Origin of the sequence: Williamsia muralis (assembly GCF_002735905.1) — a bacterium.
In the GTDB taxonomy this organism is placed as follows: Bacteria; Actinomycetota; Actinomycetes; order Mycobacteriales; family Mycobacteriaceae; genus Williamsia; species Williamsia muralis_A.
The window spans coordinates 676,771-700,239 of record NZ_PEBD01000010.1 but is presented as its reverse complement, the minus strand read 5'-3'; the positions used below and the strand labels follow the sequence as shown (position 1 = coordinate 700,239).

At 63.7% G+C, this 23,469-nt stretch carries 18 protein-coding genes; 2 read left to right on the top strand and 16 right to left on the bottom strand.

Going from position 1 to position 23,469, the window contains the following annotated elements:
• Positions 1–28: 28 nt before the first annotated feature.
• Positions 29–319, top strand: coding sequence for a DUF1905 domain-containing protein (locus tag CSW57_RS16890; RefSeq protein ID WP_099383830.1), 291 nt, complete (start codon positions 29–31; stop codon positions 317–319).
• An 88-nt stretch (positions 320–407) separates the two neighbouring features.
• Positions 408–779, top strand: a complete 372-nt coding sequence (locus CSW57_RS16885) for a VOC family protein (RefSeq protein ID WP_099383829.1) — start codon at positions 408–410, stop codon at positions 777–779.
• A 101-nt stretch (positions 780–880) separates the two neighbouring features.
• On the opposite strand, the gene CSW57_RS16880 is transcribed toward CSW57_RS16885, so the two are convergent.
• The 16 genes from CSW57_RS16880 to rplJ form a co-directional block, all read right to left on the bottom strand.
• Positions 881–1,846: a hypothetical protein gene (locus CSW57_RS16880; protein ID WP_099383828.1), complete on the bottom strand. Its 966-nt coding sequence runs from the start codon at positions 1,844–1,846 to the stop codon at positions 881–883.
• Positions 1,847–2,088: 242 nt separating this feature from the next.
• Entirely contained in the window at positions 2,089–6,045 is a 3,957-nt protein-coding gene (locus CSW57_RS16875) for a DNA-directed RNA polymerase subunit beta' (protein ID WP_099383827.1), read from the bottom strand.
• Positions 6,046–6,120: 75 nt separating this feature from the next.
• The gene (gene rpoB, locus CSW57_RS16870) at positions 6,121–9,609 is read right to left on the bottom strand and encodes a DNA-directed RNA polymerase subunit beta (protein ID WP_099384550.1); all 3,489 of its coding nucleotides are present in this window, start codon (positions 9,607–9,609) and stop codon (positions 6,121–6,123) included.
• 254 nt (positions 9,610–9,863) lie between these two features.
• On the bottom strand, positions 9,864–10,877 hold the full coding sequence (locus tag CSW57_RS16865) for a hypothetical protein (RefSeq protein WP_099383826.1): 1,014 nt from the start codon (positions 10,875–10,877) through the stop codon (positions 9,864–9,866).
• Entirely contained in the window at positions 10,877–11,533 is a 657-nt protein-coding gene (locus CSW57_RS16860; protein WP_143696557.1) for a hypothetical protein, read from the bottom strand. Before CSW57_RS16860 ends, CSW57_RS16865 begins: the two co-directional genes overlap by 1 nt.
• Positions 11,534–11,612: 79 nt before the next feature.
• Positions 11,613–12,854, bottom strand: a complete 1,242-nt coding sequence (locus CSW57_RS16855; protein ID WP_099383824.1) for an MCE family protein — start codon at positions 12,852–12,854, stop codon at positions 11,613–11,615.
• Positions 12,851–14,176, bottom strand: a complete 1,326-nt coding sequence (locus tag CSW57_RS16850; protein WP_099383823.1) for an MCE family protein — start codon at positions 14,174–14,176, stop codon at positions 12,851–12,853. Before CSW57_RS16850 ends, CSW57_RS16855 begins: the two co-directional genes overlap by 4 nt.
• Positions 14,176–15,438, bottom strand: coding sequence for an MCE family protein (locus CSW57_RS16845; protein WP_099383822.1), 1,263 nt, complete (start codon positions 15,436–15,438; stop codon positions 14,176–14,178). The genes CSW57_RS16850 and CSW57_RS16845 overlap by 1 nt, the downstream gene beginning before the upstream one ends.
• Positions 15,438–16,472: an MCE family protein gene (locus CSW57_RS16840; protein ID WP_223249316.1), complete on the bottom strand. Its 1,035-nt coding sequence runs from the start codon at positions 16,470–16,472 to the stop codon at positions 15,438–15,440. Before CSW57_RS16840 ends, CSW57_RS16845 begins: the two co-directional genes overlap by 1 nt.
• A gap of 43 nt (positions 16,473–16,515) precedes the next feature.
• The gene (locus tag CSW57_RS16835) at positions 16,516–17,583 is read right to left on the bottom strand and encodes an MCE family protein (RefSeq protein ID WP_099383820.1); all 1,068 of its coding nucleotides are present in this window, start codon (positions 17,581–17,583) and stop codon (positions 16,516–16,518) included.
• Positions 17,580–18,944 (bottom strand): MCE family protein, encoded by a 1,365-nt coding sequence (locus tag CSW57_RS16830; protein WP_099383819.1) that lies wholly within the window; start codon positions 18,942–18,944, stop codon positions 17,580–17,582. Before CSW57_RS16830 ends, CSW57_RS16835 begins: the two co-directional genes overlap by 4 nt.
• 4 nt (positions 18,945–18,948) lie before the next feature.
• Positions 18,949–19,806, bottom strand: a complete 858-nt coding sequence (locus tag CSW57_RS16825) for an MlaE family ABC transporter permease (protein ID WP_023962325.1) — start codon at positions 19,804–19,806, stop codon at positions 18,949–18,951.
• Positions 19,807–19,819: 13 nt separating this feature from the next.
• On the bottom strand, positions 19,820–20,626 hold the full coding sequence (locus CSW57_RS16820) for an MlaE family ABC transporter permease (RefSeq protein WP_099383818.1): 807 nt from the start codon (positions 20,624–20,626) through the stop codon (positions 19,820–19,822).
• Positions 20,627–21,769, bottom strand: a complete 1,143-nt coding sequence (locus CSW57_RS16815) for an ABC transporter ATP-binding protein (RefSeq protein ID WP_099383817.1) — start codon at positions 21,767–21,769, stop codon at positions 20,627–20,629.
• 403 nt (positions 21,770–22,172) lie between these two features.
• The gene (rplL, locus tag CSW57_RS16810; protein ID WP_030165235.1) at positions 22,173–22,556 is read right to left on the bottom strand and encodes a 50S ribosomal protein L7/L12; all 384 of its coding nucleotides are present in this window, start codon (positions 22,554–22,556) and stop codon (positions 22,173–22,175) included.
• 66 nt (positions 22,557–22,622) lie between these two features.
• Positions 22,623–23,162 (bottom strand): 50S ribosomal protein L10, encoded by a 540-nt coding sequence (gene rplJ / locus CSW57_RS16805; protein ID WP_099383816.1) that lies wholly within the window; start codon positions 23,160–23,162, stop codon positions 22,623–22,625.
• Positions 23,163–23,469: the final 307 nt, after the last annotated feature.

The following is a 23,469-nucleotide window of genomic DNA, read 5'->3' as shown; positions in this document are numbered from 1 at the left end:
CGTCCGACCTCTGGGCCACACTGTCGAAGTGATCATCACGTTCGACGCCGAGATCTGGACCGCGCCGGAGATGGGAGCGTGGCACTTCGTCTCGCTGCCCGCGGACTCCGCCGACGAGATTCGCGCAACAGTGGAACCGGGTCCCGGATTCGGATCGATCCGGGTCTGCGTCTCGATCGACGAGATCGACTGGCAGACATCGATCTTTCCGGACTCCAAGCGCGGCACCTATGTTCTGCCGATGAAGAAGGCAGTCCGGCGAGCAGTCGGAGCCGCGGAAGGTGACGTGGTCACGGTGACGGTGCAGATTATTCGCTGAAGTTTCACAATTAGGACCGGAAGTGTCCGCGATTGCTGCGAATCTTGTTCTCAGCAGCAACCGACAGCCACAACCGGAGGAGCACATCATGGACTGGACACTTGAAGTCGTCATCCTGCCCGTCACCGACGTCGACCGCACCCGCGACTTCTACGAGAAGATCGGATTCAACGTCGACCACGATCACGTCGTGTCGGACGACGTCCGGTTCGTACAGATGACGCCTCCCGGTTCAGCGTGCTCCATCGCCTTCGGCAAGGGCCTCACCGAGGCCGAACCAGGTTCCGTCAAAGGTCTGCAGGTCTGTGTCTCCGACATCAACGAGGCCCAGACCCACCTCCGGTCCGTCGGCGTCGAACCCGGTGAGGTCGACGTCCAGGCCTGGGGCCACTTCCTCTCCTTCGACGATCCCGACGGCAATCACTGGGCCGTCCAGTACATTCCTCAGCGTCATTCCTGACCTGCCTACCCCGCCCCGCTGGCCCCCACCCTCAAATTCGCGCCGCTTGCCTGCGCGTGCGCCGCTTGCAACAGGCGCACATGCCGGTAGGCGGCGCGAATTCACGGTCGGGCGGACGGCATCAGCCCGCGTGCGGTCAGCGCGTTCACCAGGATGCGATGCAGACGCTCCGGGTTCTGGAGATCGCTCCAGTTCCAGCGCACCACAACGACTCCGATGCGATGCAGCCGTTGCTCACGCCACTTCTCGCGCTCGTAGGCCTGCTCGGTGGTTTCGCCCGGACGAAGGTAGCGGATGTACTTGGCGTAGCCGTCGAACTCTCCCGCAACCAGCCCGCCCCAGTCGAAGTCGGTGCGGGCCACGAAGGTTCCGTCGCCGGTCAGGAATCTGTGCTGCAGACGAGGCAGCGGGATGTCGCCGAAACTCAGCATCAGAGCGCGCGACAGTGACTCCCCGATGCTCTCGGACTTGCCGTCTGCCACTGCGAGCGCCGCGCGAGCGACAGAGATGCCGGTACGGCCGACGCTTCGTCGCAACACCGATTCGAGTTCATCACGGGGCACGCCGGCGTGCAGCGCTCCGTCGAACACACAGACGGCTTGGAAGAATGACCCGGACCGCGCGACGTCTACTGCCGTCCTGGCCCGTGTGGTCACGAGAAACTCGCCGATCATCGCCACCTCGTCGGTCTCCCACGTCGAGCCGTGCACAACACATGCCCGGCCTCTGCGTCGTCCTCCCCCGATTCGGTTCGCGGTGAAATGCACACGGGAAGAGTCACCATCGAGAACCGGCAATCCATGCAGGACCGCCGCCGACCAGTGACTGATGGCTTTGTTCGGTTCACCGTTGTCTGCAGCCGCAAGCACTGTGCGCCGATAGATCTCCGTGTCGCGGACATGGCGATCGAGTTGGTCGAGGTCAGACGTGAACGTATAGAACCCCCGATACAGCCGACGTAGCTCCCCCGTTTTCACACGAGCGGCCAGATGCCGGTCGAGTTCGCCGATCTGCAGTGCATCCCGGCGTCGGACGAGATTCGGGTCTTCGATCTTCGATTCGCTCATGCCCTGAGCCTTGAGTTCGCCACCGACGGCAAGCGGGCCCGTCCGAGCAGTATCTCGGCGGCCTGTGGATATCAACCGCCCTGTGGACAACCCGAATTCGCTCCACCTGCGGTCGAACGCGCCGAGTGCACCTGGAGCAGACGCAAGCAGGTGGAGCGAATTCGGGGGGCGGGCGGGGCCGGGCGGGCCGACAACAAAAGCGGGCGCCCTCCGAAGAGGACGCCCGCTTTGAGTTGCGCTGGTTACCGGTAGTCGCTGCTGAAGCCGTAATCGTCCAGCGGGACAGCCGCACCCGACGGGGCACCGAAGGTGCCGTCCGGGCTGTAGTAGGTGTCGTCGTACGACGGCACCGCGTACGCGGCCGCACGTGCTTCTTCGGTCGGCTGCACCTGGATGTTCCGGTACCGGTTGATACCGGTTCCGGCCGGGATGAGCTTACCGATGATCACGTTCTCCTTGAGACCGATGAGCTTGTCGCTACGGCTGTTGATGGCCGCATCGGTGAGCACACGAGTGGTCTCCTGGAACGACGCCGCCGACAACCACGACTCGGTCGCGAGCGATGCCTTGGTGATACCCATCAGCACCGGACGTCCGGCAGCGGGCTCGCCGCCTTCGGCCACGACACGACGGTTGGCCGCCTCGAACTCGGCACGCTCGGTGAGCGAACCGGGCAGGAACTCGGTGGCACCGGAGTCGATGATCGTCACGCGACGCAGCATCTGACGAACGATCGTCTCGATGTGCTTGTCGTGGATCGACACACCCTGGCTCCGGTAGACCTCCTGGACCTCGTTGACGAGGTGCACCTGCACCTGACGGGGACCCATCACACGCAGCACCTCGTGCGGATCGGCAGCACCTTCCATGAGCTGCTGTCCCACCTCCACGTGGTCGCCGTCGGCGAGCAGACGCTCGCTGCCGTCGTCGTGCTTGAAGACACGCAGACGCTGACGCTTCGAGATCTTGTCGTAGACAACCTCTTCGGAGCCGTCATCGGGTGTGATCGTCATCTTGTAGAAGCGATCATCATCCTCGAGCCGGATACGTCCGGAGACCTCGGCGATCGGGGCCTTGCCCTTGGGGACACGCGCCTCGAACAGCTCCTGCACACGCGGCAGACCACCGGTGATGTCGTCGCCGACGCCACCCTGGTGGAAGGTACGCATGGTCAGCTGGGTTCCGGGCTCACCGATCGACTGGGCCGCGACGATACCGACGGCCTCGCCGATGTCGACGAGCTTGCCGGTGGCCATCGACCGTCCGTAGCAGGTGGCGCAGACGCCGGTGCCGGTGCTGCAGGTGAGGACCGAACGGACCTTCACCTGCGAGATGCCGGCCTCGAGCAGGGCTTCGATCGCGGGATCACCGAGATCGTGGCCGCGCTCGATGATCACGTTGCCGTTCTCGTCGACAGCGTCGGTGGCCAACGTACGTGCGAACGTCGACGTCTCGACATGGGCGTCACGGATGAGCGAACCGTCGGTCTGCTTCTCGGCGATGATCGTGTTGATGCCACGCTCGGTGCCACAGTCGGTTTCGCGCACGATGACGTCCTGCGACACGTCCACCAGACGACGGGTCAGGTAACCCGAGTCGGCGGTACGAAGCGCGGTGTCGGCCAGACCCTTACGGGCACCGTGGGTGTTGATGAAGTACTCGGCCACGGTCAGGCCCTCGCGGAACGAGGACTTGATCGGACGCGGGATGAACTCACCCTTCGGGTTGGTCACAAGACCCTTCATGCCCGCGAGCGAGCGAATCTGGGTCATGTTGCCCGCGGCACCGGACTTCACGATCATCGGGATCGGGTTGTCGTCGGGGTAGTGCGCCTCCATGGCCGCACCGACCTCTTCGGTCGCCTGCTTCCAGATCTCCACCAGAGCGTCACGACGCTCGGCGCCGGTGAGTGCACCACGCTGGAACTTGCGCTCCAGGCCGTCGGCCCGCTCCTCGTACTTGTCGAGGATCTGCTTCTTGTCCGGCGAGACCAGCACGTCGGACATGGCGATGGTGACACCCGAGCGGGTCGCCCAGTAGAAACCGGCGTCCTTGAGCTTGTCGACGGTCTGCGCGACAACGATCATCGGGTAGCGCTCGGCCATGTCGTTGATGATCGTGGCCTGACGCTTCTTCGGCATCTGCTCGTTGACGAACGGATAGTCGTTGGGCAGCAGCTCGTTGAACATGACCCGGCCCAGCGTGGTGTGGATCTCCCACGGGGTGCCGAACTTCCAGCCCTCGGGGAAACGCTCACGCTCGACGGTGGCCGGCGGACGCTGATGCGTCAGCCGGACCTTGATCGGAGCCTGCACACTCAGCAGACCGCGGTCGACGGCCATGATGGCCTCGGCCGGGCTGGAGTACACGCCGCGCTCGATGTCGCCGTCGGTCGATGCGGTGTACGCGCCGACCGCTTGCTCCTTGAGCGTGGTGAGGTGGAACAGACCGGTCACCATGTCCAGACGCGGCATGGCCAGCGGACGACCCGACGCGGGCGACAGGATGTTGTTCGAGGACAGCATCAGGATGCGGGCCTCGGCCTGTGCCTCGGCGCTCAGCGGCAGGTGCACTGCCATCTGGTCACCGTCGAAGTCGGCGTTGAACGCCTCACACACCAGCGGGTGCAGCTGGATGGCCTTGCCCTCCACGAGCTGCGGCTCGAACGCCTGGATGCCCAGACGGTGCAGGGTGGGTGCACGGTTGAGCAGCACCGGGTGTTCGGCGATGACCTCTTCGAGCACGTCCCACACGGCGGGGCGCTGACGCTCCACCATCCGCTTGGCGGACTTGATGTTCTGTGCCTGGTTCAGGTCGACGAGACGCTTCATCACGAACGGCTTGAACAGCTCGAGAGCCATCAGCTTGGGCAGACCACACTGATGCAGCTTGAGCTGCGGGCCGACGACGATGACCGAACGGCCCGAGTAGTCGACGCGCTTGCCGAGCAGGTTCTGACGGAAACGACCCTGCTTGCCCTTGAGCAGATCGCTCAACGACTTCAGCGGGCGGTTACCCGGTCCGGTGACCGGACGGCCACGACGGCCGTTGTCGAACAGTGCGTCGACGGACTCCTGCAGCATCCGCTTCTCGTTGTTGACGATGATCTCGGGAGCACCGAGGTCGATCAGTCGCTTGAGGCGGTTGTTGCGGTTGATCACGCGGCGGTACAGGTCGTTCAGGTCGGACGTCGCGAAACGGCCACCGTCGAGCTGGACCATCGGACGGAGCTCCGGCGGGATCACCGGCACGGCGTCGAGAACCATGCCCAGCGGGGAGTTGCCCGACTGATGGAAAGCCGCGACGACCTTGAGCCGCTTGAGTGCACGGAGCTTCTTCTGCCCCTTGCCATTACGGATCGTGTCACGCAGGATCTCGGCCTCGGCCGCGATGTCGAAGTCCTCGAGCAGACGCTTGATGGCCTCGGCACCCATGGCTCCGGTGAAGTACTCGCCGTAGCGGTCCTGGAGCTCGCGGTAGAGCTTCTCGTCGATGATCATCTGCTTGGGAGCGAGCTTGACGAACTTGTCCCAGATCTCTTCGAGATCGTCGAGAGCGCGCTGCGCGGTGTCGCGGATACGGCGCATCTCGCGCTCGCCGGCATCCTTCACCTTGCGACGGGCATCGGCCTTGGCGCCTTCGCGCTCCAGCTCTGCCAAGTCCTCTTCGAGCTTCTTGGCGCGCTCTTCGAGATCGGCGTCGCGCTGATCGGCAACGCCTTTCTTCTCGACCTCCATCTCGGCCTCGAGAGTGGACTTCTCGTTGTGGCGCAGTTCGTCGTCCACCGCGGTGATGACGTAGGCGGCGAAGTAGATGATCTTCTCGAGATCCTTCGGCGCCAGGTCGAGCAGGTAACCCAACCGGCTCGGCACACCCTTGAAGTACCAGATGTGGGTGACCGGGGCGGCCAGCTCGATGTGACCCATCCGCTCACGACGCACCTTGGCGCGAGTGACCTCGACGCCGCAGCGCTCACAGATGATGCCCTTGAAGCGGACACGCTTGTACTTGCCGCAGTAGCACTCCCAGTCCCGGGTGGGACCGAAGATCTTCTCGCAGAACAAGCCGTCCTTCTCTGGCTTGAGCGTGCGGTAGTTGATGGTCTCCGGCTTCTTCACCTCACCGAAGGACCAGTTGTGGATGTCGTCGGCGGTGGCCAGACCGATCTTGAGTTCATCGAAAAAGTTGACGTCGAGCACTATTTACCTTTCAGTTGCTCAGTCAGTAAATCTGGACGATCAGTTGGCGAGCCGCCTGACCGCTTGCGGGTCAGGTCAGTTCGCCAAGTCGTCGACAGTGGCGGACTCGTTGCGCGAGAGGTTGATCCCCAGGTTGGCCGCAGCCCGCTCGAGGTCCTCGTCGTCACCGTCACGCATCTCGATGGCAGCACCGTCGGAGCTGAGCACCTCGACGTTCAGGCACAGCGACTGAAGTTCCTTCAGCAGCACCTTGAACGATTCGGGGATACCCGGTTCCGGGATGTTCTCGCCCTTGACGATCGCTTCGTACACCTTCACGCGGCCGACGACGTCGTCCGACTTGATGGTGAGAAGCTCCTGCAGCGTGTAGGCCGCACCGTAGGCCTGCATGGCCCAGCACTCCATCTCGCCGAAACGCTGACCACCGAACTGCGCCTTACCACCCAGCGGCTGCTGCGTGATCATCGAGTACGGACCGGTCGAACGCGCGTGGATCTTGTCGTCGACCAAGTGGTGCAGCTTGATGATGTACATGTAGCCGACCGAGACCGGGTACGGGAACGGCTCGCCACTACGACCGTCGAACAAGGTGGCCTTGCCATCGGCGTTGACCATCACCTCGCCGTCGCGGTTCGGTAGCGTCGACGCCAGCAGACCGGTCAGCTCCTCCTCGCGAGCGCCGTCGAACACCGGGGTCGCGGTGTTGGTGTCCGCCTCCACCGAGAGCATGTCCTCGGGCAGCTTCGACGCCCACTCCGGCACGCCCTGAGCGACGTCGATGTTCCAGCCGGTCTTGGCGATCCACCCGAGGTGGGTCTCCAAAATCTGGCCGATGTTCATACGACGCGGCACACCGTGGGTGTTCAGGATGATGTCGACCGGGGTGCCGTCGGGCAGGAACGGCATGTCCTCTTGCGGGAGGATCTTGCCGATGACGCCCTTGTTGCCGTGGCGGCCGGCGAGCTTGTCGCCGTCCTGGATCTTGCGCTTCTGGGCCACGTACACCCGGACCAGCTCGTTGACGCCGGGAGGCAAGTCGTCGTCGTCATCACGCGAGAAGACGCGGATGCCGATGACCTTGCCGGTCTCGCCGTGCGGAACCTTCAGCGAGGTGTCGCGCACCTCGCGCGCCTTCTCACCGAAGATGGCGCGCAGCAGACGCTCTTCCGGGGTGAGCTCGGTCTCGCCCTTGGGCGTGACCTTGCCGACCAGGATGTCGCCGTCGCGGACCTCCGCACCGATGCGGATGATGCCGCGCTCGTCGAGATCGGCGAGCACCTCATCGGAGACGTTCGGGATGTCCCGGGTGATCTCCTCGGCACCGAGCTTGGTGTCGCGGGCGTCGATTTCGTGCTCTTCGATGTGAATCGAGGTGAGCACGTCCTCTTCGACCAGACGCTGGCTCAGGATGATCGCGTCCTCGTAGTTGTGGCCTTCCCACGGCATGATCGCCACGAGCAGGTTCTTTCCGAGGGCCATCTCACCCTGATCGGTGCACGGTCCGTCGGCCAGCACCTGGCCGACCTCGACACGCTGCCCCTCGTCCACGATCGGACGCTGGTTGGCACAGGTGCCCTGGTTGGAGCGGGCGAACTTGCGCATCCGGAAGGTGTCGCGAGTGCCGTCGTCGGCCATCACGGTGATGTAGTCGGCCGAGACCTCTTCCACCACACCGGCCTTCGACGAGATGATCACGTCTCCGGCATCGATGGCGGCACGCAGTTCCATGCCGGTACCGACCAACGGCGACTCGCTGCGAACCAGCGGCACCGCCTGACGCTGCATGTTCGCGCCCATCAGGGCACGGTTGGCGTCGTCGTGCTCGAGGAACGGGATCATGGCGGTTGCGACCGACACCATCTGGCGCGGGCTGACGTCCATGTACTCGACCTGGCTGGTCGGCACGAACTCGACCTCCGAGCCCTTCTTACGGACCAGCACGCGGTCGTCGGAGAGCCGGTTGTCGGCGTCGATGCCCGAGTTCGCCTGGGCGATCAGGTAACGATCCTCTTCGTCAGCGGTGAGGTAGTTCACCTCGTCGGTGACGTATCCGTCGACGACCTTGCGGTACGGCGTCTCGATGAACCCGAACGGGTTGACCCGCGCGTACACCGACAGCGAACCGATCAGGCCGATGTTCGGGCCCTCAGGGGTCTCGATCGGGCACATGCGGCCGTAATGCGACGGGTGGACGTCACGGACCTCGAGGCCGGCACGCTCACGGGACAGACCACCGGGGCCGAGCGCCGACAGGCGGCGCTTGTGGGTCAGGCCCGACAGCGGGTTGTTCTGGTCCATGAACTGCGACAGCTGCGAGGTTCCGAAGAACTCCTTGATCGCCGCGACGACCGGACGGATGTTGATCAGGGTCTGCGGCGTGATCGCCTCGACGTCCTGAGTGGTCATCCGCTCACGGACCACGCGCTCCATGCGGGACAGGCCCACGCGGATCTGGTTCTGGATGAGCTCGCCGACGGTACGCAGGCGACGGTTGCCGAAGTGGTCGATGTCGTCGACCTCGACGGGCACCTCGACGCCACCGGGCACGGTCATCGTGCTGGTGACGTTGGGATCGGCCTCATGCAGACGCACCAGGTACTCGACGGTGGCGACGATGTCCTCTTCGGTCAGCACGGGGGCGCCGGCCATCGGGTTCTCGACCAGACCGAGCTTCTTGTTGACCTTGTAGCGGCCAACCTTGGCGAGGTCGTAGCGCTTCTCCTTGAAGAACAGGTTCTCCAGCAGGGTCTGCGCGGACTCCTTGGTGGGGGGCTCGCCCGGACGCAACTTGCGGTACACCTCGAGCAGGGCCTCGTCGGTGCCTGCGGTGTTGTCCTTCTCCAGGGTCGACATCATGATCTCGGAGAAACCGAAGCGCTCTTCGATCTGCTCCTTGGTCCAGCCGAGTGCCTTGAGCAGAACGGTGACCGACTGGCGACGCTTGCGGTCGATGCGGACACCGACGGTGTCGCGCTTGTCGATGTCGAACTCGAGCCATGCGCCGCGGCCCGGGATGACCTTGACACTGTGCAGGGTCTTCTCGGTGGCCTTGTCGATGGTCGCGTCGAAGTACACACCGGGGCTACGCACCAGCTGGCTCACCACGACACGCTCGGTGCCGTTGATGATGAAGCTGCCCTTGTCGGTCATGATCGGGAAGTCGCCCATGAAGACGGTCTGCGACTTGATCTCGCCGGTGTTGTTGTTGATGAACTCCGCGGTGACGAACAGCGGGGCCGCGTACGTCATGTCCTTGTCTTTGCACTCCTCGACCGAGGCCTTGACCTCATCGAAGCGTGGGTCGGAGAAAGACAGCGACATGGAGCCGGAGAAGTCCTCGATCGGGGACAGTTCGGCGAGGATGTCCTCCAGGCCGCCGGTAGGGTTTCCGTCGCCGCGGGAAGCAGCGCGCTCACGCCATTCCGCTGAACCGACCAGCCACTCGAACGACTCGAGCTGCACATCAAGCAGTCCGGGTACTTCGAGGGGCTCGCTGATCTTTGCGAAAGAGGCGCGCCGAGGCGCACCTGGAATGGTTGAGGTGGACTGGCGGGAGACTGCCAAGATATGTCCTTCCAACACGAATTACTCGTAGTGCCTTAGTGGTGTTCGCTGCGCCTGCGACCTGGTCAACGGCGAATCACCTGAGACGACACACGGTCGTGGCGAGAAGGTGAAATCGAGAGATGGACAGGAGGCAGCCAGCGCAACGTCCTACTGTACCAGAAAATGGGCGCACGTAAACAACCCCTTTTGGTTACTGCGGACAGACTGCTACCAACGGGGCCCTGCGTCAAGAGGAACGCGCGGAAAGACGCTTAAAAGTCAGATATGCGGTTGATGCGCCACTGTCCGTCAACCTTTTGCATACCGAGTTCGGTACGCGCCTGGCCGGGACCGCTCAGGACTGCCACACCCTGCTGGGTGGTACTGATCAGCACCGTTGCGATCACGGTGGCACTGGAGCCGTCCATGTTGCTGACCGCGACCATGTCCACCTTGCACTCGGCTCCCTGGCCGCTCTGGGCCGCCAGGTCCCTGCTGGTGCTCTGGTACTCGTTGAACTCGTTGAGCGCTTCGCCGGTCAGACCGGTCTTCGCCTTGTCGGCCCAGTCGTCGAACTTGGTGGGGTCGATGGAGAGCACGGCGCAGATGCGGTCGCCGGCCTGCGCCTTGAGGGCACTGGTCTCCGACGAGTTGATGAACGCCATGTTCGACTGCGTCGAGGCACCCGGCTTGAATGCCGCGACCACGGCGAACACCGCGAACACGACGGCCAGGAGCGCGACGATCGCAACCTTGCGCCAGGTCAGGAAGCCCGATGCCGCTTTCGCCGTCTTCGGTTCGGCGGCCTGGGCCGGCTTGTCGTCGGACGACCGTTCGGTTGCGGGCTTCTTGAGCGAGGCGCCCTTGACCTTCGGCTTGCTCTTCGCGGCCGGCTTGCCGAGTTTCACCGTTTTGTCGGTGGCCGCGGTCTCGGCAGTTGCCGTGGCTTCGCCGGTCGACGTCCGGTCGCTGGGTGCTGCGGTGGCGTCGGGCGTGGACTCCCCCGCCTCGGGCGCCGGTTCGGTGGTGCCGGACTCGGTGGTGCCGGACTCGGTGGTGCCGGACTGAGTTGTGGCGGACTGAGCGGCACCGGACTCGGTGGACTCGACCGCTTCAGGTGCCGACGACTCCGGCATTGCTGTCTCGGGCGTCACGTTGTCCGTGGTCGCCGATTCGTCGGCGTTCTCGGAAGGGTTGACCTTGCGGGCCGACGGGCCGCTGCCTGCGACGCGGATCTTGCCGCGGGGTCCGGCCGGACGGATCGGCTTACGCGGTGTGCCCGCCATCAGTTGCCCCCTGTGGCGGGAGCGGGTTCGACCGGCGCCGGGGTGGCAGCGGGATCGCCTGCCGGTGCCTGGGTGCTGCCTGCCGGGTCCTCGAGTCCGATCGCATCGATCGACTGGATGTCCGAGGCCTTCCAGCCGCCGTCGATGTCGACGACGTCGACCGAGAACCCCATGTTGGATGTGGCCGGCGGCGTGCCCTGGACCGTACTTGTGACATCGACGTACACGAGCACCTTTGCGGTCTTGTCTTCCTTGTTGAACTCGACGACGCCGCTGCGCTTGACCACCGACGACAACGTCGCGGTCCGGTCGCCGTTGGCGTCCACCTGCTTGGTGAGGTTCTCGAAGTCCTCCGCGGTGATCTGCGTCTTGGCCTTACCCGTGAGGGATGCGTCGACCTGCTCGCGGAATGCCGTCAGATTTTTCGGGTCGATGTTGGTGACGTTGAGGATCACCTGTTCGGCGCCGTCCTGCGCACTGTCACGGGTCTGCTGGGCGTCGCGCTCGGCGTAGGCGTCTTTCCACCCGATCGCGAAGAACGCTGCACACACCACTGCGGCCACGAGGCCGGCCACTGCCAGGGCAGCACCGATCCGCAACCACAGCGTCTGCGATCCGTGCTGCCGCTTGCCGCCGGGCTTTGAAGTCTCAGTCATCGCCCGCCAAAGGTACACGCCGTTGCTGGGTGCAGCCTCGCCTCAGCCGTCGACAAGTGGACAGCCCACATCCTCGACATCACTTGTCCCGCACACCCAGAAGCGCCGCGATCTGTTCCGCGATCGGATTCAGATTCAACGTGTCGGGCATCTTCTTGGGGTTGTCATCCCACGGCTGCGGGAAGTTCGGGTTGGCGTACACCGCCCGGGCAGCACCACGAACGTCGGTCGGATTACCCTGCGCGACCGTACATTTCGCCTCGGTGTTGAACGGGAAGTCGTCGTAGTTGATGTCGAAGTCCGGGTTGCGGGCTTCTTCGGCGGCGATGATGTCCTGAGTGCTCTCGTATCCGAGCGTGCACGCAGGCGGGTTGTTGACCTCCAGGACGATGCCGAAGTGGATCGTGCCGTCTCCGGGTGCCGGGCTGTAGCTGCCGCTCGAGAGGGCCGACAGAAGCGCCAGCGTCGGACTCGCCGCGAAGAAGGTCGGCGACACAGTCCGCACGTCCTCGGCGAGATTGCGGACGACGGTGGTGATGTCACCGCCACTGTCCTGCAGCAGCCTGGAAATCTGTGTGGCACTGGTGGTTCCAGTGGTCAGCAACCGCCGAATGGCCGGATCGGATGCCTGCAGGGTCTGCGTCACCAGCTCCAGATTGCGTGACCAGCTGAGGATCTCGTCAGACTGCTCGGCCTGGGTGCTCAGAACGGTGTCGCTGTTCTGGATGAGCGAGATCGTCTGGGGCAGGTTGTCGAGACCCGCCTGGGACAGGTTGGTCAGCGAGTCCACGAGCGACCGCAGATTCTCCGCATTGCCGTTGAAGGCCTTGCCCAATTCGGTGACGACCGTCCTCAGATCGTCCACCGGTATTGAGCCGGTGAAGTCGACGGCCGACTTCAGAACGTCCTGCAGCGGCGGCGGAGTCTTGGTGTCGGTGATGACCGAGCCGTTCTTGAGGTACGGACCGTCGTTGTTCTTCGGGCGCAGGTCCACGTACTGCTCGCCGATCGCCGATCGGTTGGCGACGACGGCCACGGCCGAATCCGGGATGTCCGCGCCATCGGAGTCGAGGATCAACTCGACCTGCACGCCCTCGGGCTGCAGGGTCAGCGCGCCGACCCGGCCGACGGGAACACCCTGATACGTCACTTCGGCATTGGTGAAGATGCCGCCGGAGTCCGGGAATTCGGCCTTCACGGAGTACGAACCGACGCCGACCATCCGATCGAGCTTGGCGTAGGTGGCACCCACGTACACGATGGCGACCACACCGATCACCACGAAGATGATCAGCTGCCATCGGACGATCTTGCTCATCATGATCCAGCTCCGACGTTCGCGTTGGCCAGCATGTTCATCGGGCCCTGCAGGAAGCTCTGCTGCCCGCGTTCTTCCGGCATCAGCGCATACTGCCCGCCCGAGGGCGGCGTGTTCGGCCCCGGCCGAGCGTTCGGCAGCGGGAGCAACGTGATGGTCGGCCAGCCGAGCCGCGGGCCATTGCCGTTGTAGTACGGATTCGCAGGATCGATGATCGGCTGCGGTCCGGTCCGTGGCGGGCTGTACACCGGCTCACCCTGTCCGACCCCGAGAGCCTCGAGCTGGTTGAGCAGCCGCAGGTCCAGGTTGGCGAACAGGTTGGTCGAGTCACCCTTGATACCCGGGAGCAGTGCGTCCGGGAACGGGTAGGTGAACAGCAGCGGTGACGCGGTGATCAGGTCCGGAGCCGCACCGGCGAGAGCCTGCAGCGTCGGCCGCAGAGCCTTGAGGTCGGTGATGATCTCCTCGCGAGCGGTGCCCAGCACCTGCACCCCGACAACACCCAGGCGGTCGACCTGTTCGAGCATCGCCACGAGCTGAGGCCGCTGCTCTTCCAGTACCGCTACGCCCTTGGGCAGTTCGTCGAGGACACGGTTGATCTGATCGGTCTGGGCCCGGGCACGATTGGACAGTTTGTCGAGGCCGTCGAGTGCGGTGACGATGTTGTTCTTCTGCTCTTCGAGTCCGCTGATCAGGGTCGCGGTCTCGTTGAGGAGACCCTTCACCTGCGTTTCGCGGCCATCGAGTGCGGTGTTCAATTCGTCGACGATCGGCTTGATCTGCGAGATACCACCACCGTTGAGCAACAAGGACAACGCGCCGAGCACCTGCTCGATATCCGTTGCCGTGCGCGTGCGGCAGTCCGGCGCGCCCACTGCGGGGCAACCGATGGTCTCGGCCGGGTTCTGCCGGGGCAGGTCCGCGTTCTCTTGCGGATCTTCGAGCGCCACGTACTTCTCACCGAGCAGGTTCGTCTGCTGGATCTCCGCGGTGGACGCGTCGGACAGATCGACGTTGTTCTGCACCTCGATCTTCACCTCCGCCGTCCACTGATCAGGCGAGACCTTGATCGAATCCACCCGGCCGACCTCGATGCCGTTGAACTTGACCGTCGACTGCGGGACCAGGTCGAGCACATCCAGGAACTGCAGCTTGTACGTGCGCGGGGAGTCACCCAGGCTTGCGCCGCCGGGCAGCGGAACCGACTGCAGCCCTTGCGTGCCACAACCACTGACCGCGATCAGCGCGGCACCGGCCAGTGCCGCGGCACCGACCTGCACCAGTCGCTGACGACCGACAACGTTTCTACGAAGGGGTGACCTCATCAGTTCTCACCCTCCAGCGCCGGATCCGGGTTGCCCGGAACCGTGCCCGGCACGGGTCCGCGATTCTGCAGGTTGTCGTTGCTCAGGATGCCGAACGGCAGGTTGAGCGTCGGCGTCTTGATACCTGCGGTGATCTGGTCGGCAACATTTGTACATTGGTCGATCAGCGGTTTGAGCGTCTTGCTGAACTGTTCGAATGCCGGGTCACCTGGCTTGAGCCTGCCCAGGTCGAGCAAGCCACACTGAGCGCCGAGCAGGTCTTGCAACTCGGGGATGGTCAGGTGCAGATCGAGAGTTCCCGACTCAGCGTTGTAGGCGTTGACCAGGTTGGACAGCGCCAGTGGCAGAGCCGTCAGGATCTCTTTCTGAGAGCTCTTGGTGTCCACGAGGGTCTGTGTGGTCGGGATCAATTCCGAGACCCGGTCTCCCAGTGCCTCGCGGTTGTCCTCGACGAATCCGGCCACGTCACCGAGCGCCACCGACAGCTTGTCGAGTGCGGTTCCGAGCTGTTCGCGCTCACCGGCCAGGAAGTTGTTGAAGTCGGCCATCTGAGTGTTGAACTGTCGCACCTGCTGGTCGTTGGCCGCGAGCATGCCGATGAAGCTGTCGAGGTTCTTGACCGTGTCGACGATGTTGCCCCGCGACTCGTTGAGGGTGTTCGCCGCCTTCGAGAGCTGGGTGATCGTCGACTGCAGCGCCTCACCGTTGCCGGCCAGGTTCTGCGCACCGGTGGTGACCAGTTCGGACACCGCGCCGTTCTTGTTTGCGCCGTCGGGGCCGAGAGCGGTCGAGAGCTTCTGCACCGATGAGTACAGCTCGTCGACCTCGACGGGCACCATCGTCTTGGCGACCGGCAGGTTGATGTCCTTCGACGCCTTCGGGCCACCGGTGTAGACGGGCGTCAACTGCACATAGCGGTCGGCCACCACAGAAGGTGTGATCTGCACTGCGCCAACGTCTTTCGGAAGATTGACGTTGCCGTCGACGCGCATCTTGACGCGCACCTGATCGCCTTCGGGCTTGACGTTCTCCACCGTGCCCACCGCCACGCCGAGTACGCGGACGTCACTACCGTCGTAGATGCCGACGCTGCTCTTGAAGTACGCGGTGACCTGAGTGCTGTTGACACGCTTGAACACCCACCACAACGACCCCGCCACCAAGAGCGCCAGGATCAACGCGATGACGATGAAGACGATGTGCTTCGGGGTGAACCAGCGGCCGGGACCGCGAGTGTCCTGAGTGTTGCTCGCCGAGGTCATCATTGTCCGGCCACCGTTCCGCCGCCATTGTTGATCTGCTTCTGCTGCACCGGGAGCCTTGTCGTGTTCTGCTGCGGCAGAGCCGGCGGCAGGATGTTGGTGACCACCGAGTCGAACCAGCGCCCACTACCGAGCACGTTGGCGTACAGCCGGTAGAACGGCGCCATGTACGTGAGCGATTGACGCAGGTTCTCGTTCTGGTCGTTGAGGATCTCGATCACCTGACGCAGCGTCTCCAGCGTCGGGCCGATCTGCTCCTGGTTGTCCTTGACGATTCCGCTGAGGGCATCCGACAGCGTGATCGTGCTCGAGAGCAGCCGTGAGATCGACTGCTGACGATTGTTCAGTTCTTCGAGCAACTGTCCCGCGCCGTTGATCAACCGCTCGAACTCCTGGTTGCGGTCGGCGAGGATCTTGGAGGTGTCCTTGGTCGCCTCCAGCAGTTCCTGGACCTTCTGGTCGCGGCTCGCGATGGTCTCTGAGAGACGGGTGAGTCCGTCGAGCGATGCGCGAAGGTCGGCGGGCGTGCCCGAGAAGGCGTCCGACAACGTGCGCATGCTGGTCGCGAGCTGGTTGGTGTCGACTTCCTCGATCTGATCGGCGGCGTCGGAGAACGCCTCGATCACGTCATACGGCGAGGTGGTGCGGCTCAGCGGGATGACGTCCTTGGGGTCGGCGATTTCGCTGCCCTGCGGATCGAGCGCAATGTACTTCTGGCCCAGCACGGTCTTGATCTGGATCGAGGCCGTGGTCTGATCGCCGATCCAGGCCTGGCTGACCTGCATGTCGACCCGGACCTTGTCGCCGTCGAGTTCGACGGCGCGCACGTTGCCGACCTTGACCCCGGCCACTCGCACCTCGGCGTCCGGCTTGAGACCGGCGGCTTCGGAGAAGTCGGCGGAGTAGATGACACCGGCACCGATCATCGGCAGCGAGTTGAGGAAGAACGCAGAGGTCGACAGCATCAGCAGCACGAGGATGCCGATGAAACCCACGGTGACCGGACTACGTCCGGAACTGGAACGGTCGCTCACTTGCTCACCTCCCCTTCTCGCCTTGCGTGGTGGGTCATCTCGTTCACGGTGGATCCTCGTTTGCCCAGCAGCGGGTAGCTGCGCTCGTGTACAGGACGTGGTTGATGTCGGGCAGCGGGATCAGCGGCTGCGTCAGCACGCTACTGCTGCCGTTCCCCGCGGTGACGTCCAGTCCACAGAGGTAGAACTGGAACCACGAACCGAATGTGGCTGCCCGCCCGATCTTTTGGAGCTTCACCGGCAGGTTGGTCAGGGTTTGCTTGATTTCGTCCTGGCGCTGTATCACGGTCTGGCCGAGGTCGTTGAGCGCAGCGATCGAGCCCTGGATTGACGGGCGCGTCGGCTGCAGGATCGAGGCCGTCACCGCCGTCAGGTTCGACAGCGACGTGATTGCCGATCCGACCGAGCCACGCTGTGCCGAAAGCCCGGTGACGAACTTCTCGGTGTTCGTCAGCAACGCGGTGAACTGGTCGTCGTGGTCGTTCAGGTTCTTGAGCACCACTGTCAGGTTGTCGATCAGCGTGCCGATCACCTGGTCACGGTCGGCGATCGTGTTGGTGAGGCTGGCGGTGTCGCGGACCAACTCCGAGATCGTGCCGCTCTCGCCCTGGAACACCTGGATGATCTCTGCCGACAGCTTGTTGACGTCGTCGGCGGTGAGTTGCTGGAACAGCGGGCGGAACCCGTTGAACAGCTCGGTGAGGTTGATGGCCTCGGTGGTGTTCGGCAGACCGATGGTGCTGCCACCGCCGATGGTGTCGTCGGGGTCGCCCGGGCCTTTCTCCAGAGAGAGGTACCGCTGTCCGGTGAGGTTGCGTAGCTTGATCGCGACCCGCACGCCGGCAGGCAGCCGGCCACGGTCTACGGAGAAGCTGACCTGCGCCTCATCGCGGTTGACGATCTCCACTCCGCTGACCTGGCCGACCCGGACGCCGGCGATGCGGACGTCGTCGCCCTTGGCGACCTGGGTGGCGTCGGTGAAGATCGCCTTGAAATCGGTGCCGCCACCGCCACCGCCGTTGGCCACCGCAAACGCGAGTACCGAGGTGGCGAAAACCGTGACAACAGCGAAGACGATCAGCTTGACGAGGGGTCCGACAAGACTCTTCATCGAATGCTCACCTGCTGTCCCTGCATCGTCGGTGCTGCGACCATCGTGATCCATCCCGGTATCTCGGCCGGGTCCTTGCCCGATGACGCCGCGACGATTGCGCGCGCCTGGAGTTTGTTCCGCGGATCGCTGTAGTTGGTCGGCGGGTCCTGCTGCTGCTCAGCCGCACCGATCGTCCCCGAGGGGATACCGGAGAATTGCGGTTCGGGCAGGACGGGCAGGTCTCGGGGACCGGCGTTGCGCGACGGCGGCTGGTACGAACCGTCATTGACCGACCCGTAGGGGTACTGCGGGAACGGCAGGCCGTTGCGGGCCTGCGGGTAGCAGATCGGTCCGCGCTCGTCGAACAGTCGCGGCTCGTCCTGGTTCGGGAGGTAACGACCACGGGGGTTGACGAACTGGAGGTTCACCCGAACACCGGGGTTCTCGGTGTCCTTGCCCGTGATGACGTCCGCCCTGGGGACCAACCCCGCGAAGTTCTTGAACGTGCAGCCGAAGGTCGGCGAGTACTTCGCCAGCGACGACAGCAGCGGCTCAGACTGAATTGCCAAGTCCACGAGATCTTTCCGGTTTGTGGTCAGGAAGTTCGTGCCGTCCACCGCAACCTGGGTCACCGAGGCGATCAATGTGCGGAGGTCGCCCTGGCGTTCATAGAGCGTGTTGGTCGTCGTACGCAGATTGTCCAGCGAGTCCACCAGGTCCGGCAGCGCCTCTGAGTAGGTCTCCGAGAAACTGGCCAGGCCACGCAGCGTGCCCTGGAGTTCAGGCATGTTCGCGTTGATGTCCTTGAAGATCGTGTTGAGCTGCTCGAAGCTCGTACCCAGGCGTTCGCCGTTGCCCGACAACGCCTTCGACAGCGCCGACAGCGTGATGTTCAGATCGGCCGGCGGGATCGCGTCGAGCACCGGCAGCAACTGGTCGAACAGCTGCTGCAGTTCCACCGCGTTACCCGACACGTCCTCGTCGATGGTGTCGCCGTTGGTCAGGTGATCGCTCGGCGATCCCTCTTGACCGTCGGGCACCTGCAGCGCGACATACCGTTCACCGAAGAGGGTCTTCGGCAAGATCCTGGCCGTGGTGTCGGTGGGCAGCATCTTGACCTTGTCCGGCTGCAGCCCGAGGGTCACCACAACCGAGCCGTCCCTGATGTCCGGTTCGACACTGCGTACCTGCCCGACGATCAGGCCACGAGCCTTGACGTCGGCGTTGGTGGGCAACGCATTTCCGGCCGAAGTGGTCGACAACTTGATGTCGACGAACTTCGTGAACGACTTGTTGTACTGCATGATCGTCAACGTCAGGAACAAGATGACAACGATGAAGAACACCAGACCCAGAGCCCGGCGGCGAAGAGCTTTCATCGGTTTATCCCCCTACTCGCACGGAGGTGGTGGTCCCCCAGATTGCGAGGCCCAGGAAGAAGTCGAGCACCGCGATGATCACCAGGGCCGCACGCACGGCATGACCCACCGCCACGCCGACGCCGGCCGGACCGCCGGTGGCGTAATAGCCGTAGTAGCAATGCACCAGGATGATCACGAACGCGAAGATCATGACCTTGCCGAATGACCAGAGGACGTCCGCAGGTGGCAAGAACAGATTGAAGTAATGGTCGTACGAGCCCGAGGACTGCCCGGTGAACTGCGTGGCTATCAGCCGTGAGGCGAAGTAGGCCGACAGCAGACCCAGCACGTACAGCGGGATGACGGCGATGAAGCCGGCCAGCACGCGTGTGGTGACCAGGAACGGGATGGACGGCACGGCCATGGTCTCGAGTGCGTCGATCTCCTCGGAGATCCGCATGGCGCCGAGCTGAGCGGTGAAACCACAACCGACAGTTGCGGACAGGGCCAGTCCGGCGACGAGCGGGGCGACCTCACGGGTGTTGGCGTAGGCCGCCAGGAACCCGGTGAGGGCCTGGGACCCGAGCTGATCGAGGGCGTTGGCGCCCTGCAGACCGACGACGACACCGGTGAACCCGGACATCAGCACCATCACACCGATGGTGCCGCCGATGACCGCGAGTCCACCGGACCCGAATGCCACCTCGGCGAGAAGCCGGAGGAGTTCTTTGGGGTAACGGCGAATGGTGCGCGGCGACCAGCCGATCGCGCGGCCATAGAACGACATCTGGTCGCCCGCGCCGTCGAGGACGCGCAAAGGAACACGCGCGACTTTGGCCGCCCGATATCCCAGGTCTCCCCGACCTTTGGCGATGGTCACTTCCGAAGTCCTCCTATGAACCCTTGGCGGGAACGATCTGCAAGTAGACCGCGGTGATGATCAAGTTCGCGAAGAACAACAACAAAAATGTGATGACGACACTCTGATTGACCGCATCACCAACGCCTTTGGGGCCACCTTTAGGGTGCAGGCCCTTGTATGCGGCGACCACGCCGGCGATCACACCGAAGACGGCAGCCTTCACCTCGGCGACGTAGATGTCGGGCAACTGCGCCAGCGCACTGAACGAAGCCAGATACGCACCGGGCGTTCCGTCTTGGATGATCACGTTGAAGAAGTAACCTCCGCCGATACCGACCACGGAGACCAGCCCGCACAGCAGCACGGCCACCAGGACCATGGCGAGCACTCGCGGAACCACAAGTCGCTGAATCGGATTGATGCCGAGCACTTCCATCGCGTCGATCTCTTCGCGAATGGTGCGGGCACCGAGGTCGGCGGCCACGGCTGATCCCGCCGCACCCGCGACCAACAGCGACGTCACGAGCGGGGCACCCTGCTGGATGACCACCAGGACGCTGGCCGCACCGGTGAAGGATTCGGCACCGAGCTGGCGGATCAGCGACCCGGTCTGCAGCGAGACGATCGCGCCGAACGGGATGGCGACGAGCGCCGTCGGCAAGATCGTGACGCTGGCGATGAACCAGGCCTGCTGGATGAACTCACGCCACTGAAAAGGGCGCACGAAAGTCTGGCGTGCGACGTCGATGAACAACTGGACGATGTTGCCGGTCTGAGAAAGTGCCCCGGAGCCGGCTTTCGCCACTCTGTCGACGCCACGTGTAGTGGCACTGGTCATTTAAAGAGCCTTGTCACCGGCGCGGTATGCGGGGAACTGCTCTGTCTGAGCGTCCGAACCCTGGTAACTGGAGTCGTCGTAGGAGGAGTTGGATGAACCGGAACCGGCGCCCACCTTTTGTGTCTTACGCGCAGCTTCGCGCCCGTTCTCCTGAGCTCGCTCCTCTTCGAGGAAGCTTTCTTCGATGGCCTTCTGGGCGGGCTCGGGCAGCGTGTGCAGGATCTCGCGGACACGGGCCTGACGGCGTCCGACCGCCTTGCGCTCGGGCAGTCCGGGTGTGGCCTGCAGCTGCGGGACGATGCCCCGGACGTCTTCGGCGGTACCACCGTCGGAGTGGCCGGCATCGACCATCTCCTGCTCGCGGCGTTGCTGAGCGTCGTCCTTCTCCTCCGACATGCCGATGGGTCCGATGCGGCGACCGTTGAGGAACTGATCCACCACCGGCTCGTCGGACGTCAGCAGCACCTCACGGGGGCCGAACATGACCAGTTCCTTGCGGAATAGCATGCCGATGTTGTCCGGCACGGTACGGGCGACCTGGATGTTGTGGGTGACGATGAGGATCGTGGCGTCGATCTGCGCGTTGATGTCGATCAACAGCTGCGACAGATACGCGGTACGGACCGGGTCCAGACCCGAGTCCGGCTCGTCGCACAGGATGATCTGCGGGTCGAGGACCAAGGCACGGGCCAGGCCGGCGCGCTTGCGCATACCACCGGAGATCTCGCCGGGGAGCTTGTTCTCCGCGCCCGTCAGACCCACCAGCTCGATCTTGTCCATGACGATCTGCCGGATCTCGTCTTCCTTCTTCTTCGTGTGTTCACGAAGCGGGAAGGCGATGTTGTCGAACAGGCTCATCGACCCGAAGAGGGCGCCGTCCTGAAAGAGGACACCGAACAGCTTGCGGATCTCGTACAGCTCACGGTTGGAGCATTTGGTGATGTCGGTGCCGTCGATGATGACCGAGCCCTGTTCCGGATGGAGCAGACCGATCAACGACTTGAGGAACACCGACTTACCGGTACCCGACGGGCCGAGCAACACGCTGACCTCACCCTGGGGCAGGGTCAGCGACACATCACGCCAAATGTTCTGCGAGCCGAACGACTTCGTCAGATTCTCGACACTGACCTCAACGCCCACTGATTTAGTCCCTCCAAAACGAAGTCCGCCCCCGCGCGGAGCCTGTGGTTCGGCTCACTCTAACGCACACAGCGTGACGAATATACGAGCTGTCGATCTTTCTCAGTTTCGTCGCACCCTCGCCGGTCCACCTGCCTGATGGCTTCTTCCCGATCGCCGCAGGTAGATCAAACGAACAGTTACTCGCGAGTAACTTGAATCACCGTAAAAACTTTTTCCTTGCGACGCAAATCCAGGTCGGAGCGGGTTCTACTCGTCAGTAGCCAGGGCCACCGACACGCCGATCAGTGGCCCCACACCCCACCCGAGACGCAACGATGGCCCGTAGCTGTCGCTACGGGCCATCGTTGTCGAGCGATCGACCCCTACACAGGGATCAACAATCGCTTGTGACGTGCTTGTTTTACTTGACCGAGACCTTGGCGCCGGCTTCTTCGAGCTTGGTCTTGGCAGCCTCGGCAGCGTCCTTGTCGATCTTCTCGAGGATGGCCTTGGGAGCCGACTCGACGAGATCCTTGGCTTCCTTCAGACCCAGTCCGGAGACGACCTCGCGGACGACCTTGATGACCTGGATCTTCTTGTCGCCGGCCGATTCGAGGACGACGTCGAACTCGTCCTGCTCGACAGCGGCTTCGGCGGCAGCGGGTGCACCGGCGGCGGCAACGGCGACCGGAGCAGCAGCGGTGACCTCGAAGACCTCTTCGAACTTCTTCACGAAGTCGCTGAGTTCCAGCAGGGTGAGTTCTTTGAACTGATCGATGAGCTCGTCAGCGGAGAGCTTTGCCATGGTGGCAATCCTTTCTGTCTTCCCGTCGGCCACGAGGTGATGTGGCCGACGGAGGTGTGTGGGGTTTTATTCGGCCGCTTCTGCGGGTGCGCCCGCGGCTTGCTTTTCTTGCAGCGCGGCCGCAAGACGTGCGACCTGCGAAGCGGGCTGATTGAACAGACCCGCGGCCTTTGCCAAGTTGCCCTTCATGGCACCGGCGAGCTTTGCAAGGAGAATCTCGCGTGTTTCAAGGTCGGCGATCTGATTGACCTCGTCCACAGACAGCGCACGGCCGTCCATGTACCCGCCCTTGATGATGAGAGCCTTGTTGTCCTTGGCGAAATTCTTGATCGCCTTGGCAGCCACCACAGGTTCGCCCTCGATGAAGGCAATTGCGGTGGGACCAGTGAACAGCTCGTCCAGACCGGCCACGCCCGCATCAGCAGCAGCGCGCTTGACCAGGGTGTTCTTGGCGACGGAGTAAACAGCGCCTTCGCCCAGTGAGCGACGCAGCTCGGAGATCTGCTTGACGGTCAGGCCACGGTATTCCGTGACGACTGCCGCAGTGGCTCCCTTGAACTGCTCGGTGATCTCCGCAACCGCGGTGACCTTTTCACTATTTGCCATACTTCGCCTCCTCTCATGACGTGTCGGTTGGCACCTCGTCCGACTCGTACGATCGGCCGCGGGCCCCACCAACGACAAACGCCCCGGGCACAGGGCACGGGGCGCACACGAGCAAAGCGGCTTTGACGCCGCTTCGAAAGCGAATCCTCGTTCTCCCTGCGTGGGCCGCCGACGTGTGTCGGGCCTTCGGCCGGTCGCGCGATGCGTACCGGTGACCAACGGTCTCTGGTTGAACTGACGCTCGTAGGTCGATGACCTGCGAACACCAAGGTCCAACAGTACCGGCACGACGGACCGGATCACAAAT

Coding starts and splice junctions, on each gene's coding strand:
- CSW57_RS16835 (WP_099383820.1), bottom strand. CDS start 17,583: ATGAAGAGTCTTGTCGGACCCCTCGTCAAGCTGATCGTCTTCGCTGTT.
- rplJ (WP_099383816.1), bottom strand. CDS start 23,162: ATGGCAAATAGTGAAAAGGTCACCGCGGTTGCGGAGATCACCGAGCAG.
- CSW57_RS16850 (WP_099383823.1), bottom strand. CDS start 14,176: ATGAGGTCACCCCTTCGTAGAAACGTTGTCGGTCGTCAGCGACTGGTG.
- CSW57_RS16830 (WP_099383819.1), bottom strand. CDS start 18,944: ATGAAAGCTCTTCGCCGCCGGGCTCTGGGTCTGGTGTTCTTCATCGTT.
- CSW57_RS16860 (WP_143696557.1), bottom strand. CDS start 11,533: ATGACTGAGACTTCAAAGCCCGGCGGCAAGCGGCAGCACGGATCGCAG.
- CSW57_RS16845 (WP_099383822.1), bottom strand. CDS start 15,438: ATGACCTCGGCGAGCAACACTCAGGACACTCGCGGTCCCGGCCGCTGG.
- CSW57_RS16865 (WP_099383826.1), bottom strand. CDS start 10,877: ATGGCGGGCACACCGCGTAAGCCGATCCGTCCGGCCGGACCCCGCGGC.
- rplL (WP_030165235.1), bottom strand. CDS start 22,556: ATGGCAAAGCTCTCCGCTGACGAGCTCATCGATCAGTTCAAAGAACTC.
- CSW57_RS16855 (WP_099383824.1), bottom strand. CDS start 12,854: ATGATGAGCAAGATCGTCCGATGGCAGCTGATCATCTTCGTGGTGATC.
- CSW57_RS16820 (WP_099383818.1), bottom strand. CDS start 20,626: ATGACCAGTGCCACTACACGTGGCGTCGACAGAGTGGCGAAAGCCGGC.
- CSW57_RS16880 (WP_099383828.1), bottom strand. CDS start 1,846: ATGAGCGAATCGAAGATCGAAGACCCGAATCTCGTCCGACGCCGGGAT.
- CSW57_RS16885 (WP_099383829.1), top strand. CDS start 408: ATGGACTGGACACTTGAAGTCGTCATCCTGCCCGTCACCGACGTCGAC.